The organism is Rhodopila sp., from assembly GCF_965276935.1.
Lineage (GTDB): Bacteria > Pseudomonadota > Alphaproteobacteria > Acetobacterales > Acetobacteraceae > Rhodopila.
On sequence record NZ_CBDIBS010000004.1, the window covers coordinates 527,415 to 543,333 of the forward strand.

Sequence of the window (15,919 nt, forward strand, 5' to 3'; positions counted from 1 at the left end):
TTACCTCCGCCCCAGCAGGCCCTGCGGCCGCACATAAACCACCGCAATCAGCAGGAGCAGCCCCGGCACCGTGCGAATGGACGGCGAAATCAGGTAGGCGGTCACGGTTTCCAAATAGCCGACGACATAGGCCGCCATCAATGAGCCGGAGACGCTGCCAAGGCCGCCCAGCACCACGATCGAGAAAGCGCTGGCGGTCAGCGTGCCGGCGTTGTCGGAGCTCACGCCGAGGAAGGCACCCAGCAGCACCCCGGCAATCCCGGCCAGAACGCCATAGATCGCCCAGACCAGAACATAGATGCTGGACAGCTCGACGCCCAGCAGCGTCAGGCCGCGCGGGTTCATCGAGGCGGCCAGAAGGGTTTTGCCGGTACGGGTGCGATTGACAAGAAGATACAGCAGACCGATCGCCGCCCAGGACAGCGCCGCGGTCAAGATTTCGTTCAGTGGCGTGCGCACGCCGAGGATCATGACGACGCCCTCGATCAGCGGGCGAACGGTCTTCGGGTTGTTGGTGAATTGATATGCCACTGCTTCCTGCAGCATGATGCCCCATAGCAAGGTCGCGGTCAGCACGAAGATCTCCTTTTCTTCGCGCGGGATCGACGGCGAATTCTGGATCGGCCGCACAATCACTTGGTAGGTAAAGAAGGCGCAGGCCAGGCTCGCGACCACTCCTGCCAGTGCACCTAGATACGGCCCCGTGCTGAACGTGCCGGCAACCCACCAGGCGATGACCGCGGCCACCACCATGATCGCGCCGTGTGACAGGTTCAACACGCCGGAGACGCCGAAGATCAGGGTGAAACCGATGGCGCCCAGAGCATAGAGACTGCTGATCGCGAAGCCATCAATCAATATCTGCAGAGCGAGCATGAGCCTCCGTCCGGCTCGGCCGGTTCCGACGAAACCGCAGGCTTGCACCATGATCGCTTGAGGTTACATCTTCGGCAGTGTGCGATCATGGTCTAACTCTTTGTTTGATCGTGAATCAGCTATCTGATCTTACTACTGGGCCTTGACGCTGACGCAGCGCCCTGCCTCCGCGAAGGCTCGGCCTAGCATTGCCCACCTGAACCAGCACGGTGCCGCGGCAGGTCAACCTGACCGCCTCCCGCTATGACGGGAGGCAAAGTGTCAGCACCAACAGCGGCTGCGAATAATCCGTAAAGGTTATTGCGCAAAATGGATAAAGGACGGGAAAGTCATCTTGCCAGTGGCGACATTGGCGGGCCATACGGTGACCGGGTTGCCGTTCTGCCATTGAACCATTAGTCCAGTGATGTAGCCGTCACCAATCCTCATGCCGTGAGCGAAAATGCTGGTTTTTGGCAGGAACTCGACGCGCCCGATCGTGCCGACGTAGTCGGTCTGCTCCATCGCCGTGACAATTTTATCGGGATCGGTACTGCCGGCTTTGCGGATGGCGTCCGTCCACATATAGACATCGTCATAAGAGGTGTAGGCGGCATATCCGGGCAGGTTGCCGTATTTCGCCTGGTAGTTTTTGGCGAAGGGAATCGTTTTTGGCGTCACCGCCACATCAGGTGCCGAAGCCATGTTGAAGATTACGCCGTTGGTCGCGCCATTGGTGTCTTTCCAGAAGGTGCTGTTGGTGGCCTGGCTGGAAACACCATACATTGGTATTGGCACCTGCTGCTGCTGCCACTGCACCGTCGGCTGAACGCCGACATGGCTGATGCCGGTGACGATCACGTCGGGCTTCTCACCTTCGATCTTGTTGAAGATCGGTGTGAAGTCGGTGGTGTCGGGGGACAGACGGATATGGTCCAGCACCTTCAGGCCATTGGCCGGCAGGCACTTCAGGTATTCCTCATCCAGCGGGATTGTCCAGGCGGCATCCTCGCTCATGACGACCGAGGTCTTCATATGCAGGTCGCTGACCAGCAGCGTCTTGGACGCTTCGCAAACGATGTCGGCGATCTGGGTTGAGGCGAGATAGCCGTGGAAGACGTATTTCATGTGATCGTAGTCGTCGTGCACACGCTTGGTGATGTCGTTACTTGCCGCGCCGGGCGTGATCATCGGCATGTGCAGCCGGCCAGCCCAAGGCTCTAGCGCCAGCACCACTTCGCTGATGTAACTGGCGATGACAGCGCTGACCTTGTCCTCCTGTGCGGCGCGCTGGAATGCCCGTACCGCATCGGTGGCGGAGTTATGGTCGTCGTAGGAAACGATCTCGATCATGCGGCCATTGATGCCGCCCTTGGCGTTGATCTCGTCGGCGGCCATTTTGGCGGCGTTGGGAATGCCCACGCCGCTGATCGCCGAGGTTTCGGCGATGACGCCGATCTTGATCGGATCGGCCGCCCAGGCGGCCGGGGACGCGATCGCGCAGCCAAGTAACTCGCCGAGCAAGGCGATCCTGTGTGAAATCCGCATGGTCCGCTTCCTGTCTTCATTGCCATCCATCGCCGTCTTGCCGGCGAGCAGACGCTAAATGCTGGATTGCGCTCAGAGTTGCAACAACCAATCGTGTCAAAACGACCACTACGCATTGACCTAGAATTGATCACGGAGAGACACGTCTTGTTGCGGGTACTTTCCAAACCGGCTGCGCTGAAAGCCAAACCGCCCGGCGTCAGCCGGATGACCGCGCCAGCCTTGCGGCGTCATGGCGGGATTTGCTGACCGTCCCTGATTCGCGACGGTCAGTTGCCTAGAGGGCTTGAGCATCTCCTGCCCCCCATCCAGCCTTCGGCAGAAACTGTGCGCCGGACCACGCGAAATGGTTCCACAGCGCCTGTGCCGCGGGAAGCAGGCGCCGCTCCGCGCGTCGCACGACGAACCACTGGCGGACGATCGGCAAGCCCGCCACATCCAGCACCGCCAGCCGACCGTCCGCCGCCTCCGCCGCGATCGTGTGGGCGGAGAGCAACGCCACCCCCATGCCAGCCATCACCGCCTGCTTGATCGTCTCATTGCCGCCGATTTCCATTCGCGGTCCGGCCGGCATCCCCGATGCGGCAAACAGCCCAAGCATCAGATTGCGCGTGCCGGATCCCAGTTCGCGCAGCAGGAAAAGTTCCTGCGCGACCTCCTCCAGCGGAATGTTCGCTCGCTTGGTAAGCCGGTGACCGGGGGGTGCTATGATGACATGCGGATGGTCGCCGATGATCGCCCGCTCGACCGGAAGGTGTTCCGGCGGGTAACCCATCACCGCGACATCCAAATCAAACCGCTCCAGCGCGGCGATCATCTCCGCCCGGTTGCCCACCAGCACCCGCATTTCGACATTTGGATATGTACGCTGGTATGCCGCGAGCGCGAAAGGGACAAAATATTCCGCCGTGCTGATAACCCCAACGGCGACCCGTCCCCCCTCCATGCCACGCAGCGCGTCGATCGCCGTGACACAATTCGCCAGCGCCGCTTCAATACGCTCTAGCGCGGCAAGCACCTCGCGTCCGGCTTCGGTGGGCCGAGCGCCGGTGGCAGTGCGTTCAAACAGCGGGACGCCGCCGAGCGCATCCTCCAGCAGATGGAGTTGTTGCGTCACCGCCGGCGGGGTCACGGATAACAGTTGCGCCGCGGCCGAAAGGCTTTTGGTGCTGGTCACGGCACCCAATGCGCGTAACTGGCGCAGCGACGTTCGTCGTGGAAAATTTACAAGATTTTCTTTCATTGACACCAACATAAAAATATTTTCTTTCGTTTGATAAACCCGATAGGTTTCACCTGCAAGACGAAGGCAATCGGTCGACGGATCTGCCTGGGGAGAAAGCCGGTTTGACAACGCTGCATGAGCATCTTGCTAACTGGTCTGTCGCAATGATTGACCGGCAGGCGGTGGTTCAGACGATCGCCGCGATCGCATCCGGCGCCGCCGAACTGGCGACAGTAATCGCGCGGGGACCTCTGGCGGGCGATGTCGGCCGCATCCTGGGCGCCAGCGCCGACGGCGATGGTCAGAAGGCACTCGACCTATATGCCAACGATGTGTTCACCAACCACCTACGGATTGCCGGCGTCGCCGCGGTCGCGTCGGAAGAGATGGCGGACGTCGTTGAACTAACCTCGGGCGGTCTGATCGCTGTGGCAATCGACCCGCTGGACGGCTCGAACAACGTCGACGTCAACGCCCCCATGGGTACGGTGTTCTCCCTGCTGCCGGCGACCGCCTCGGATCAGCCGGAAAACAGCTTCCTAGCGCCTGGTTTCCAACAGCTCGCCGCCGGCTTCGTTTTATACGGTCCGCACACCGCGTTGGTTTTGACGCTGGGGGATGGGGTGGACATCTTCACCCTCGATCCACGGACACGCGCATTCACCCGCACGTGCACCACGCTATGTGTTCCAGCGGGGCGACGAGAATACGCCATCAATGCCTCGAACGGCCGGCACTGGCCGCTGCCAATCCGCTGCTTTGTGGAGGAATGCGTCGCCGGCGCCGAAGGTCCACGCGGCGTCGACTACAACACCCGCTGGCTTGGCGCCGTCGTCTCCGAAGCCTATCGCATCCTGCTGCACGGCGGCATCTACCTGTATCCCGGCGATACTCGCCCTGGCTACCGTCGCGGCCGGTTGCGGCTGCTTTATGAAGCCAACCCGATCGCGCTGCTGCTGGAGCAGGCGGGCGGCGCGGCCACCGACGGCTTCGGCCGCATCCTGGATCTGGTGCCGGCTGATATCCACGAGCACGTGCCGCTGATCTTCGGTTCGCGGGACAAGGTGGAGCGGGTGATGGAACTGTATGCCGCCAGTGTCCCGCAGGCCGGGCAGCGCCCGCTGTTCGCCGTGCGCGGCCTGTTCCGGTCCTGATCGCGAACTTCGCGCCGATGTCCGTGAAGCATCCCATCATCTCCGTCACCGGCTCGTCTGGCGCCGGCACCACCACGGTAAAATCGACCTTCGAGCGGATCTTCGCGCGCGAGAAGATCCAGGCCGCCTGGATCGAGGGCGACGCGTTTCATCGCTACGACCGCATCGACATGCGTAACGCCATGGCCGAGGCCGCCGCGACCGGCAACAACCACTTCAGCCATTTCGGCCCGGCGGCGAATTTGTTGACCGACCTGGAGAAGGTATTCGCCGAGTATGGCCGTAACGGCACCGGCCAGACCCGCCACTACGTCCACGACGATGCAGAGGCACTGCGCTACAGCGCACCACCCGGCACCTTCACCGACTGGAAACCTTTTGCCTCCGGCTCAAACCTGTTGTTCTACGAAGGCCTGCATGGAGCCGTGGTGACTGAACAGGTGAACGTGGCGCGGTATGCCGACCTGAAGATTGGCGTCGTGCCGGTCATCAATCTTGAATGGATCCAGAAGATCAACCGCGACAAGGCAACCCGGGGCTACTCGACCGAGGCCGTCACCGACACGATCCTGCGGCGAATGCCGGACTACATCCAGTATATCTGTCCGCAGTTCACCGAAACCGACGTGAACTTCCAGCGCGTGCCGACAGTCGATACCTCCAACCCGTTCATCGCGCGTTGGATTCCGACCGCCGATGAATCGCTGGTGGTGATCCGCTTTCGAAGCCCGCGCGGCATCGACTTCGCCTACCTCGTGTCGATGCTGCAAGGCAGCTTCATGTCGCGGGCGAATTCCATCGTTATTCCTGGCGGAAAGCTCGATCTCGCCATGCAGCTCATTCTGACACCGATGATCCTGCAGCTTATCGAACGTGCGCGGCGGGCGAGCTGAACCGTTGCGTTGGAACACCCACGGCGATCGCGATCCGATCATCGGCAATACGAAACAGACCCGGTCAGCCTGAAGAACGGGCAGCCTGAAGACAGGTCAAGGAGATCACACCATGGATATCGTTGCTACCAGCACAGAGCGGACCGGCCGTTACCAGGCTGGCGTCATGAAGTACAAGGAAATGGGCTACTTCGACCTCGACTACGAGCCGAAGGACACCGACATCCTGGCCTGCTTCCGGATCACGCCACAGGACGGCGTCGATGCCGACGAGGCTGCGGCGGCGGTTGCCGGCGAAAGCTCCACCGCCACCTGGACCGTCGTCTGGACCGACCGGCTGACCGCCTGCGACAAGTATCGAGCGAAATGTTACCGCGTTGATCCGGTGCCTGGCGCACCTGGCCAGTATTTCGCCTTCATCGCTTACGACCTGGAACTGTTCGAGGCGAACTCGATCGTCAACCTGTCGGCGTCGATCATCGGCAACGTGTTCGGTTTCAAGCCACTGAAGGCGCTGCGGCTGGAGGACATGCGACTGCCAATCGCCTACGTGAAAACCTACGACGGTCCGGCCACCGGCATCGTGGTAGAGCGTGAACGGCTGGACAAGTTCGGCCGCCCGCTGCTGGGCGCCACGGTCAAGCCGAAGCTGGGCCTGTCGGGCCGCAACTACGGCCGTGTGGTGTATGAGGCGCTGAAAGGCGGCCTGGACTTCACCAAGGACGACGAGAACATCAACAGCCAGTCGTTCATGCACTGGCGCGACCGCTACCTGTATTGCATGGAAGCGGTGAACCGCTCCCAGGCGGCAACCGGAGAGATCAAGGGCACCTACCTGAACGTCTCCGCCGGCGACATGGAACAGATCTATGAACGGGCGGAGTTCGCCAAGTCGCTTGGGTCCAACATTATCATGATCGACCTGGTGATCGGCTACAGCGCGATCCAGTCGATCTCGAAATGGGCTCGCCGCAACGACATGATCCTGCACCTGCACCGCGCGGGGCATTCCACCTACACACGGCAGAAGACACACGGCGTCAGCTTCCGGGTGATCGCGAAATGGATGCGGCTGGCGGGCGTCGATCACATTCATGCCGGGACCGTTGTTGGTAAGCTGGAAGGCGACCCGGCGACGACGCGCGGCTACTACGACATCTGCCGCGAGCAATACAATCCGCAGGCGTTGCAGAACGGGCTGTTCTTCGACCAGGATTGGGGCGGCATGCGCAAGGTGATGCCGGTTGCCTCGGGCGGCATCCATGCCGGACAGATGCACCTGCTGCTGCACCATCTGGGTGAGGACGTCGTGCTGCAGTTCGGCGGCGGCACCATCGGCCACCCGATGGGCATCGCCGCGGGTGCGACCGCCAACCGCGTGGCGCTCGAAGCCATGATCCTGGCACGCAACGAAGGCCGCGACTACCTGAACGAGGGTCCGGACATCCTGGCCGCCGCCGCCCGAAGCTGCACGCCGCTGGCGCAGGCGCTGACGGTCTGGAAGGATGTTACCTTTGACTACGCCTCCACCGATACGCCGGACTTCGTCCCTACTCTCACCGTCGCCTAGTGTCCTGCCCCCGAAGTTCGTCATACCTCATGATGGACAGAGGGATAACCAGTCCACTGCAAACGGTCCGGCTCTTTTGTTTGACTGCATGGTTCACGCGCTCTGAACGTTCCGCTCAATGCGATCATGCTTTGGAAGGTTTTTGTCATGCGCATCACTCAAGGCACATTCAGTTTCCTGCCCGACCTGACTGACGAGCAGATCACCCGCCAGGTTGCCTACTGCCAGCGCAATGGCTGGGCGGTGAACATCGAGTTCACCGATGACCCGCATCCCCGCAACACGTACTGGGAGATGTGGGGCCAGCCGATGTTCGATCTGAAAGATCCGGCCGCGGTCATGTATGAACTCGACGCGTGTCGCAAGGTCTACAAGGGACGCGGGTATATACGGTTGTCGGCATTCGATGCGACAGCGGGATGGGAGAGTGTACGGCTGTCCTTCCTGACCGACCGGCCGGAGGAAGAACCTGGCTTCATGCTGGAAAGGCAAGAGGCGGACGGAAGGTCGGTTCGCTACACCACCCGGGCTTATGCCGCGAACAAGCCGGCGGGGGCGCGGTATTAGCCTTATAAACCAACGCATGATGCACGGTTAGCGCTTTCCCGCTTTTAACCGCCAGGACACCCACGTTATGGCCGACGCCACCGCCACGCCGGTCATCGACCTTCGCGCCAGCTTCGACGCCTCCGGTGTAGGACCAGTCCTGGAACAACTGGACCGCGAACTGGTCGGCCTGAAGCCGGTGAAACGCCGCATCCGAGAGATCGCGGCGCTGCTGCTGGTGGACAAGCTGCGGCGCGATGTCGGACTGATCGCGCAGCCGCCGACCCTGCACATGTCGTTCACCGGCAATCCCGGCACCGGCAAAACCACCGTCGCCGCGCGCATGGCCGACATCCTGCACCGGCTGGGCTATATCCGCTCCAACCACCTGGTATCAGTCACCCGCGATGACCTTGTCGGGCAATATATCGGCCATACCGCGCCCAAGACCAAGGAAATCCTGAAGAAGGCGATGGGCGGCGTGCTGTTCATCGACGAGGCCTACTATCTCTACCGGCCGGAGAACGAGCGCGACTACGGCCAGGAAGCCATTGAGATCCTGCTGCAGGTGATGGAAAGTCGGCGCGACGACCTGGTGGTGATCCTGGCGGGCTACGCCGACCGGATGGACCGCTTCTTCACCTCCAATCCTGGCTTCCGGTCACGCATCGCGCATCACGTCGATTTCCCGGACTACCACCCGACCGAGTTGATGGCGATCGCGGAGCTGATGCTGCAGGCGCAGAATTACCGCTTCAGCCCGGAGGCCCGCAAAGCCTTTACGCAATACCTGGACGCAAGGATGCAGCAACCCCACTTTTCCAATGCCCGGTCCGTCCGCAACGCTTTGGATCGTGTTCGGCTGCGCCATGCGGTGCGGCTGTTCGAGACACGCGACCACCCCTTGACCGTCGAGGACCTGATGACCTTGCGCCCGGATGAAATCCTCGCCAGCCGCGTCTTTAGCGCCGCATCGGAGCCGGTGCCAGGAGCGCCCGCAGCATGAAAACCGCGCTCATTGCTCCGTCGATCCTGTCGGCGGATTTCTCCAGGCTGGGGGATGAAGTGCGCGCCATCGACGCGGCCGGCGCCGATTGGATCCACCTGGACGTGATGGATGGGCATTACGTGCCCAACATTACCTTCGGCCCAGACATTATCCGTGCCATCCGCAAGTCGTCGGACAAGTGCTTCGACGCCCATTTGATGATCAGCCCGGTGGACGACTATCTGGAAGCCTTCGGCGCCGCCGGCGTGGACCGGATCACCGTGCACGCCGAGGCGACACGCCACCTCGACCGTACGTTGCAGGCGATTGGCGCAATGGGCAAGAAGGCCGGTGTCGCGCTGAACCCGGCAACGCCGGAAAGCGTGATTGAATACGTCCTTGATCGGCTGGACCTCGTGCTGATCATGACCGTGAACCCGGGCTTTGGCGGCCAGCGGTTCATTGAGGCTCAGGTGGACAAGATCCGCCGCGTGCGAAGGATGATCGGCGATCGACCAATCATTATTGAGGTGGATGGTGGTATCACGCCGGAAACGGCGCCTCGGGTCATCGAGGCCGGCGCATCGGCTTTGGTCGCCGGGTCGGCAATATTCGGCCGTCCGCCTTACGCCCGCGCCATCGCTGCGCTGCGGGGTGTTCCATCGACCGCGTGACCTCGGCGAAAGCGTGCAGCCATTTGCATTCCAGCACTTCCGTGATCGATAGCGTCACGCGTTTCGAGGCACCGAGTATGGCATCTTTTGACCTTACCTCCGTGACGACCCTCACCTTCGATTGCTATGGCACCCTGATCGACTGGGAAGCCGGTACGATCGAAGCGCTGCGACCCTTGCTGATCCGGCACGGGATCGTGCTTTCGGACGACGAGATCATCGCGACATGCCAAGAACTTGAAGACGAGCTGCGCGAACCGCCCTACAAGTCCTACAAGGCGGTGCTAAGTGGCGTCGTGGCGGGATTTGGGCGCCGATTCAGTTTTCCGGTCGAGCCCACGGAACAAAACCTGTTGGCTGGCTCGGTTGCGTCATGGCGACCATTTCCCGATACGGTCGAGACGTTGCGTGCGCTAAGGCGCCGCTATCGGCTGGCGATCATTTCGAACATCGACGATGACATGTTCGCAGTCTCCGTGCCCAAGCTTGGCACCTGGTTTGATCAAATCGTAACGAGCGAGCAGGCCAGATGCTACAAGCCTGATCTGCCGATTTTCGAGGAGGCTCTTCGCCGCCTCACAGCGGCACCAGCAACGGTTGCGCATGTCGCCGAGGGCGCTACGGAAGTTCAACCTGCCAGGCGGCTTGGCTGTGCCACGGTCTGGATTCGCCGCAATGGCCGCTCAGCTAAGCTGCTCACCGAAGTTCCGGACGTTCAGGTGCCTGACATGCGATCCCTGCTCACCACTCTGGGTGTCAACGGCTGAACACGGCGGTAGCCGGTGGCTGGTTCTGTCATGGCGATCACAGGCGTCATGAGGTAGTGGATTCCTGGCCTCACAAAATAGGCCGGGAAGCTCTGAACTACGCCGGCGACGTCTCTTCGATCTCGCTTCGCAACGTCCGCTCTGGCAGGCCGAGCACCAGAATGAAGGCGGCTGTCATCATGACACCACTCAGCAGGAAGCAACCCATCAGCGCCGTTCGGTAAGCCACGCTCACCGCCGCCTGCTGAACGGAGCTTAGGCGGGACAAAGCCTGCATTCCATGCGCGTTCAATGCGGCCAGGTTCAACGTCCCGTGCGCGCCTGCGGTGGCAAGGCGGGCGGACATGATCGTTCCCGACGTCGCGACGCCGAGTGCACCGCCAAGCGATCGGGCGAAGCTCATCGCGCCTGTTGCCGCGCCGAGTTCCCGATGCGCCACCGCGTTCTGCACGGCGGTCGTTAGGTTTGGCATCCCCATGCCCATGCCGAGGCCCAGCGCGCCCATCGAAACCAGGAATGCCACGGGTGAGGCGCCAATAAAAGCAAACGCAGCAAGGCTGGCCAGCGCAATCGCCTCCAATCCCAGGCCGGTCAGCAGGAAGGGCTTGTTGCGTCCAAGCCGCGTGACGATGCGGCCGCCGACGATGGAGGAAAGCAGCATGCCCGCCACCTGCGGCAGCAGCATCATTCCCGCCACCGCCGGGTCCATGCCGAGTACCAACTGGAAATAGAGCGGAAGGAAGACGGTAGACCCCAACATCGCAAAAGCCATCATTCCGCCAACCGCCACGCCGCGCGCGAAAACCGGGTTGCGGAACAGCGGCAGGCGGATCAGCGGTTCCGGCGCACGTCCCTCCTGCCAAATGAACAGGCCGAAGAGTACCGCCGTCATGATCAGAAGACCGGCGCTATCGACTGAGATCCAGCCGAACTCCGTGCCACCCCACGCCAGCAACAGCAGCAGCGCTGCCGTCGCGCCGGTCAGCAACAATGCCCCGGCGTAATCGATCGACCGCCTTTGCCCGGATGGCGGCTTGCGCAGCCCGATCGCAATCATCACCAGCGCCAGCAGACCCACAGGCAGATTGACGTAGAACACCCAGCGCCAGGACAGCGCCGAGGTGATGAAACCGCCGAGCAACGGTCCGGCGACGCTGGAAAGCGCGAAGGTGCCGGTGAACAATCCCTGATAGCGGGGCCGCTCCCGCGGCGAAACCACGTCTCCGATCGCCGCCTGTGCCAGCACTAGCAGCCCACCCGCACCCAGACCTTGCAGCGCCCGGAAGGCAATGATCTGCTCCATGGACCGCGCCGCGCCGCAAAGCAGCGAACCCACCAGGAACACCAGGATTGCGACGAAGAAGAGTGTCCGCCGGCCATAGATATCGGACAGCTTGCCATAGAGCGGCGTCGTGGTCGTCGAGGTCAGCATGAACGCCGTCACCACCCATGACAGGTGCGACATGCCGCCGAGGTCACCCGCCATCCGAGGCAAGGCGGTGTTGACGATGTTCTGGTCCAGTGCCGCGAGCACCATTGCCAGCAGCGCCCCGGCCAACACGGTTCGCAACTGGGCTGCCGGTGCCGTCGCGTTACGCGGCGCCGGAAGCGGGGACGAGGACGCGAAGGACGTTGCGACCGGAGCGCCGGCGGGGCGCGCAACGTCAGGATGGGCCGGAATGTTCACGGTCGCTCCGTTTGATCTGGACTGGGGTGCATATAGGCTTCTGCCGCATCTGGCGCGATTTTCTCGCCGTGGCGTGGCGAGGGGCGGATGCACCTTTGCGGCTCCAGGGGTTCCAAGGGCATCCGCCCTTGGCGGGGTCGAGGGGCGGAGCTCCCACCTTCGTCACGCAACTGCCATGCACTGCGGGCGTGACACGGACCGGAACGCGGGCTAACAGGTCGGCTGCCGCAATCCTCCGGACAATCTCCCTTTCGCGCCATGTCAGCCACGCTTCATCCCCCGATGGCCGCCGGAAGGCGGCTGCCAAACGTCTGGGACGCCGTCGCCATTTTGTGCGTTTTCGGCGCGCTGATCGCGGTCGGCCATGTGGCCGAGGGCACGATGGTCCCGATCAACGCGCCGGGCGCCACCGACGTCAGCCTCGATCCAGTGAACCTGCCCAACTATGCAATTCGTACCACACTGCGAATGTTCGCGGCACTTGCCGCCTCGTTACTGTTCACCTTCACCTACGGCACCGCGGCGGCGAAAAGCCGGCGCGCCGCGCTGGTGCTGGTGCCGATCCTGGACGTGCTGCAATCGGTGCCGATCCTGGGGTTCCTGACTTTCACCGTGGTCTTCTTCATGAGCTTGTTCCCCGGCCAGGTGCTGGGCCTGGAGCTGGCGGCGATCTTCGCCATCTTCACCAGCCAGGCCTGGAACATGGCGTTCAGCCTGTACCAGTCGCTGAAGACCGTGCCCGCCGATCTGACCGAGGCCTCCGACAGCTTCCACCTCACCGCCTGGCAGCGATTCTGGAAGCTGGAAGTGCCGTTCGCCGTTCCCGGCCTGGTCTGGAACACGATGGTGTCGATGTCCGGCGGCTGGTTCTTTGTCGTGGCGTCGGAGGCCGTCTCGGTCGGCGACAACAACTGGAAGCTGCCCGGCATTGGCTCCTATGTCGCGCTGGCGCTGGAGCGAAAGGATATCGCCGCCGTGCTTTGGGCGATCCTGGCAATGCTGCTGGTGATCCTGGCCTACGACCAGTTGCTGTTCCGCCCGCTGGTTGCCTGGTCGGCGAAATTTCGCTTCGAAACCACCGCCGGCGCCACCGCCTCTGATCCCTGGATGCTGCGCCTGATGCGGCGTACGCGGCTGCTCAAGATTGCCGGTGAGGCAGTCGGCGATGCCCTCGCCTTCCTGGGTGGGTTGCGCCTCTCCATTGGCACCCGCCCGCGCGACAACTTTACCCGGCCGTCACGTGCCCTGGACGCGACCTGGATTGGGATTCTGGTCATTCTGGTCGGGCTGGCGATCTGGCGCGTGGCCGTCTTCGCGTCCTCGGCCCTGACATGGCCCGATGTGGCTGAAGCGGTGGGCCTCGGGCTGATCACCCTGCTGCGCGTCGTCGTGCTGATGATCCTGGCGACGCTGCTATGGGTCCCCATCGGCGTCTGGCTGGGTCTGCGCCCGGTGTGGGCGAGGCGGGCGCAGCCGCTCGCACAGTTCCTGGCGGCGTTTCCGGCCAATCTGCTGTTTCCGCCGGTGGTGCTGTTCATCGTCCACTTCCGGTTGAGCCCGGATATATGGCTGACGCCGCTGATGATCCTCGGCACGCAGTGGTATATTCTGTTCAATGTGGTCGCCGGCGCCGCTGCGTTCCCGGGCGATTTGAAGGAGACGGCCGCCAATTTTCGTATCGGCGGCCTGCTGTGGTGGCGCAAGGTGATCGTCCCGGGGATTTTTCCCTATTATGTCACCGGGGCGATTACCGCATCGGGCGGTTGCTGGAATGCCGCGATCGTGGCCGAGGTGGCGTCCTGGGGCAATACCAGGCTGCAAGCGCATGGACTGGGCGCCTACATCGCTGATGCGACCGACAAGGGCGACATGGCTCGCGTTGTCTTAGGGGTCGTGGTGATGTCGGCCTTCGTCGTGCTGTTCAACCGTGTGCTGTGGCGGCCGTTGTATGGCTATGCGCAGCGGCGTCTCACTTTGACCTGAGGATGAAACGCCATGGACAGCACGGTCGAAGTCCGCCCCAGCCTGATCGAGGTCAAGGACTGCCGGCAGGCTTACCACAAGGACGCCAACGCCGACCTGGTGGTGCTGGACAACGTCAATCTGACCTTGCGCGAGGGCGAGATCGTCGCGCTGCTGGGCCGCTCCGGCTCCGGCAAGTCCACCCTGCTGCGCATCGTCTCGGGCCTGCTGCGGCCGACCTCCGGCACCGTGCTGTGGCGCGGCGCTCCGGTCATGGGGCCGACTGACGGCGTCGCGATGGTGTTCCAGAGCTTCGCGCTGTTTCCCTGGCTGACGGTGCAGGAAAACGTCGAGATCGGCCTGGAAGCGCGCGGCGTGCACCGGGCGGAGCGCGAAATCCGTGCCGAAGCGGCGATCGACATGATCGGCCTCGGCGGCTTCGAAAACGCCTATCCGAAGGAGCTGTCCGGCGGCATGCGCCAGCGCGTCGGCCTGGCCCGCGCCCTGGTGGTGCATCCCGATCTGTTGCTGATGGACGAGCCGTTCAGCGCACTCGACGTGCTGACGGCGGAGACGCTGCGCACCGACCTGATCGACCTCTGGATGGACGGCAAGCTGCCGGTGAAGTCGGTGCTGATGGTTACCCACAACATCGAGGAGGCAGTGCTGATGTGCGACCGCATCCTGGTCTTCTCGTCCAGTCCAGGACGGGTCGCCAGCGAGTTGAAGGTGCCGTTCCCGCATCCGCGCAATCGGCTGGATGAGGATTTCCGGCAGATGGTGGACGATATCTATGCGCTGATGACCCGGCGCGTGCCGGTAGGGCCAAAGACCGCCGCCTCCGCGCCCGTTTCGCCGTTGGCCACGCCGCTGCCGAAGGTCGGCACCAACATCATGTCCGGCCTGATGGAGACCCTGGCGACCGAGCCTTATGACGGCAGGGCCGACCTGCCGGCGCTGGCTGCGGCGTTGCAGTATGAGGTCGATGACATCCTGCCGTTGGGCGAGACCTTGCAGTTGCTGCGCTTCGCCCTATTCGAAGAAGGCGACATCACCCTGACCGCGCTCGGCCAGGCATTCGTCAATGCCGATGTGGACGAACGCAAACGTATCTTCGCCGAAACACTGCGCCAGCACGTGCCGCTGGTGAGCATGATCCGGCAGGTGCTGGACGAACGCTGGAACCACCGCGCCTCGGCGGTGCGGTTCCGCGATGAGCTGGAAGACCACATGTCGCCGGACTACGCCGAAGACACGCTGCGGACGGTGATCGCATGGGGGCGCTATGCTGAGATATTCTCGTATGATGAGGAAGCCGAGCAGTTCGGTCTGGAGGATATTGAGTAAGGGTTTGGCCTGGGGTTGGAGGTGCTAGAGATTTGCCGGTCCAGGACACGTCCGGGAGGTTCGCGGCGCTGAGTTGCTTAAGAAAGCAGCCGAAACCACCGCGGCACACGGCCGGCGTAGTCTTGCCAGGCCGCGCCGAATGATGCCGCCAAGTGCGACTCCTCCCGCTTGATGGCAAGACCCGTTACGGCCCGGGCGGCAACCGCGGCCATGCCTGCGAACCAGAGATTGTCGAACGCAAGCGCGGCGCCGGCGAGCATTAGGGTGTTGCCCAGATAGATCGGGTTTCGAGAGACTGAGAATGGACCCGAGGTCACCAGGGCGGTCGCGGCGCGATGAGGCAGTATATTTGCGTGATGCCGGCGCATCGACAGCATGGCTGATCCGTCGAACGCCAGCCCACTCAGCATGACAATGGCGCCGACAGGGCGGATACCGCCGGCAATGCAGCCGCTCAACGGTATCCGCCGATTCAGCGCGACCGCTGCCACCACCGCCGCACCATAGATCAGGGGTGGCCAAGGAACGGTGTTCGGAACAGTCTTGCGGTCCATGAGATGTCTCGGTCGGTGACGCAGGAACTGGGTGAGGGTGTGTCCCGGTTCAGCAAGTCGGAGGTGATACTGCCGGCCCTTGATGTTGGCCGACAGGGGTCAACGGCCGTCGGTATCTAATTTCCTTCGCGCGCGACCCCTCCCGCGCG

General features: G+C 62.7%; 14 protein-coding genes. 9 read left to right on the top strand and 5 right to left on the bottom strand.

The window, feature by feature from the left end:
• From ACQY4S_RS18760 to ACQY4S_RS18770, 3 genes are all read right to left on the bottom strand, one after another.
• A complete protein-coding gene (locus ACQY4S_RS18760) occupies positions 1-876 on the bottom strand; it encodes a branched-chain amino acid ABC transporter permease (protein ID WP_428486742.1) in 876 nt (291 codons plus the stop codon).
• Between the two features lie 297 nt (positions 877-1,173).
• Complete coding sequence (locus ACQY4S_RS18765) at positions 1,174-2,403, bottom strand: ABC transporter substrate-binding protein (RefSeq protein ID WP_428486743.1); 1,230 nt, start codon at positions 2,401-2,403, stop codon at positions 1,174-1,176.
• A 277-nt stretch (positions 2,404-2,680) separates the two neighbouring features.
• Positions 2,681-3,658 carry a LysR family transcriptional regulator gene (locus ACQY4S_RS18770; RefSeq protein WP_428486744.1) on the bottom strand — a complete coding sequence of 326 codons (978 nt, stop codon included), beginning with the start codon at positions 3,656-3,658 and terminating at the stop codon, positions 2,681-2,683.
• A 134-nt stretch (positions 3,659-3,792) separates the two neighbouring features.
• On the opposite strand from ACQY4S_RS18770, the gene ACQY4S_RS18775 reads away from it, so the two are divergent.
• The 7 genes from ACQY4S_RS18775 to ACQY4S_RS18805 all read left to right on the top strand — a co-directional run bounded on the left by ACQY4S_RS18775 (position 3,793) and on the right by ACQY4S_RS18805 (position 10,220).
• Complete coding sequence (locus ACQY4S_RS18775) at positions 3,793-4,782, top strand: class 1 fructose-bisphosphatase (RefSeq protein WP_428486745.1); 990 nt, start codon at positions 3,793-3,795, stop codon at positions 4,780-4,782.
• Positions 4,783-4,799: 17 nt separating this feature from the next.
• Positions 4,800-5,675, top strand: a complete 876-nt coding sequence (locus ACQY4S_RS18780) for a phosphoribulokinase (protein ID WP_428486746.1) — start codon at positions 4,800-4,802, stop codon at positions 5,673-5,675.
• Positions 5,676-5,787: 112 nt separating this feature from the next.
• Entirely contained in the window at positions 5,788-7,245 is a 1,458-nt protein-coding gene (locus tag ACQY4S_RS18785) for a ribulose-1,5-bisphosphate carboxylase/oxygenase large subunit (RefSeq protein ID WP_428486747.1), read from the top strand.
• A 147-nt stretch (positions 7,246-7,392) separates the two neighbouring features.
• Complete coding sequence (locus ACQY4S_RS18790) at positions 7,393-7,812, top strand: ribulose bisphosphate carboxylase small subunit (protein ID WP_428486748.1); 420 nt, start codon at positions 7,393-7,395, stop codon at positions 7,810-7,812.
• Positions 7,813-7,879: 67 nt separating this feature from the next.
• Entirely contained in the window at positions 7,880-8,797 is a 918-nt protein-coding gene (gene cbbX, locus ACQY4S_RS18795) for a CbbX protein (RefSeq protein WP_428486749.1), read from the top strand.
• Positions 8,794-9,453, top strand: a complete 660-nt coding sequence (gene rpe, locus ACQY4S_RS18800; protein WP_428486750.1) for a ribulose-phosphate 3-epimerase — start codon at positions 8,794-8,796, stop codon at positions 9,451-9,453. The genes cbbX and rpe overlap by 4 nt, the downstream gene beginning before the upstream one ends.
• Positions 9,454-9,530: 77 nt before the next feature.
• Positions 9,531-10,220 carry an HAD family hydrolase gene (locus ACQY4S_RS18805; protein ID WP_428486751.1) on the top strand — a complete coding sequence of 230 codons (690 nt, stop codon included), beginning with the start codon at positions 9,531-9,533 and terminating at the stop codon, positions 10,218-10,220.
• A 97-nt stretch (positions 10,221-10,317) separates the two neighbouring features.
• On the opposite strand, the gene ACQY4S_RS18810 is transcribed toward ACQY4S_RS18805, so the two are convergent.
• On the bottom strand, positions 10,318-11,907 hold the full coding sequence (locus tag ACQY4S_RS18810; RefSeq protein WP_428486752.1) for a DHA2 family efflux MFS transporter permease subunit: 1,590 nt from the start codon (positions 11,905-11,907) through the stop codon (positions 10,318-10,320).
• A 258-nt stretch (positions 11,908-12,165) separates the two neighbouring features.
• On the opposite strand from ACQY4S_RS18810, the gene ACQY4S_RS18815 reads away from it, so the two are divergent.
• Positions 12,166-13,890 (top strand): ABC transporter permease, encoded by a 1,725-nt coding sequence (locus tag ACQY4S_RS18815; RefSeq protein ID WP_428486753.1) that lies wholly within the window; start codon positions 12,166-12,168, stop codon positions 13,888-13,890.
• Positions 13,891-13,902: 12 nt separating this feature from the next.
• Complete coding sequence (locus ACQY4S_RS18820) at positions 13,903-15,216, top strand: AAA-associated domain-containing protein (protein ID WP_428486754.1); 1,314 nt, start codon at positions 13,903-13,905, stop codon at positions 15,214-15,216.
• A gap of 77 nt (positions 15,217-15,293) precedes the next feature.
• Here ACQY4S_RS18820 and ACQY4S_RS18825 read toward each other — a convergent pair whose 3' ends face one another.
• Positions 15,294-15,770, bottom strand: coding sequence for a methyltransferase family protein (locus tag ACQY4S_RS18825; protein WP_428486755.1), 477 nt, complete (start codon positions 15,768-15,770; stop codon positions 15,294-15,296).
• Positions 15,771-15,919: the final 149 nt, after the last annotated feature.

What these genes read in the sequence shown, in the direction of transcription:
- ACQY4S_RS18760 (WP_428486742.1), bottom strand. Translation starts at nt 876, where the DNA reads ATGCTCGCTCTGCAGATATTGATTGATGGCTTCGCGATCAGCAGTCTC.
- ACQY4S_RS18765 (WP_428486743.1), bottom strand. Translation starts at nt 2,403, where the DNA reads ATGCGGATTTCACACAGGATCGCCTTGCTCGGCGAGTTACTTGGCTGC.
- ACQY4S_RS18770 (WP_428486744.1), bottom strand. Translation starts at nt 3,658, where the DNA reads ATGTTGGTGTCAATGAAAGAAAATCTTGTAAATTTTCCACGACGAACG.
- ACQY4S_RS18775 (WP_428486745.1), top strand. Translation starts at nt 3,793, where the DNA reads ATGATTGACCGGCAGGCGGTGGTTCAGACGATCGCCGCGATCGCATCC.
- ACQY4S_RS18780 (WP_428486746.1), top strand. Translation starts at nt 4,800, where the DNA reads ATGTCCGTGAAGCATCCCATCATCTCCGTCACCGGCTCGTCTGGCGCC.
- ACQY4S_RS18785 (WP_428486747.1), top strand. Translation starts at nt 5,788, where the DNA reads ATGGATATCGTTGCTACCAGCACAGAGCGGACCGGCCGTTACCAGGCT.
- ACQY4S_RS18790 (WP_428486748.1), top strand. Translation starts at nt 7,393, where the DNA reads ATGCGCATCACTCAAGGCACATTCAGTTTCCTGCCCGACCTGACTGAC.
- cbbX (WP_428486749.1), top strand. Translation starts at nt 7,880, where the DNA reads ATGGCCGACGCCACCGCCACGCCGGTCATCGACCTTCGCGCCAGCTTC.
- rpe (WP_428486750.1), top strand. Translation starts at nt 8,794, where the DNA reads ATGAAAACCGCGCTCATTGCTCCGTCGATCCTGTCGGCGGATTTCTCC.
- ACQY4S_RS18805 (WP_428486751.1), top strand. Translation starts at nt 9,531, where the DNA reads ATGGCATCTTTTGACCTTACCTCCGTGACGACCCTCACCTTCGATTGC.
- ACQY4S_RS18815 (WP_428486753.1), top strand. Translation starts at nt 12,166, where the DNA reads ATGTCAGCCACGCTTCATCCCCCGATGGCCGCCGGAAGGCGGCTGCCA.
- ACQY4S_RS18820 (WP_428486754.1), top strand. Translation starts at nt 13,903, where the DNA reads ATGGACAGCACGGTCGAAGTCCGCCCCAGCCTGATCGAGGTCAAGGAC.
- ACQY4S_RS18825 (WP_428486755.1), bottom strand. Translation starts at nt 15,770, where the DNA reads ATGGACCGCAAGACTGTTCCGAACACCGTTCCTTGGCCACCCCTGATC.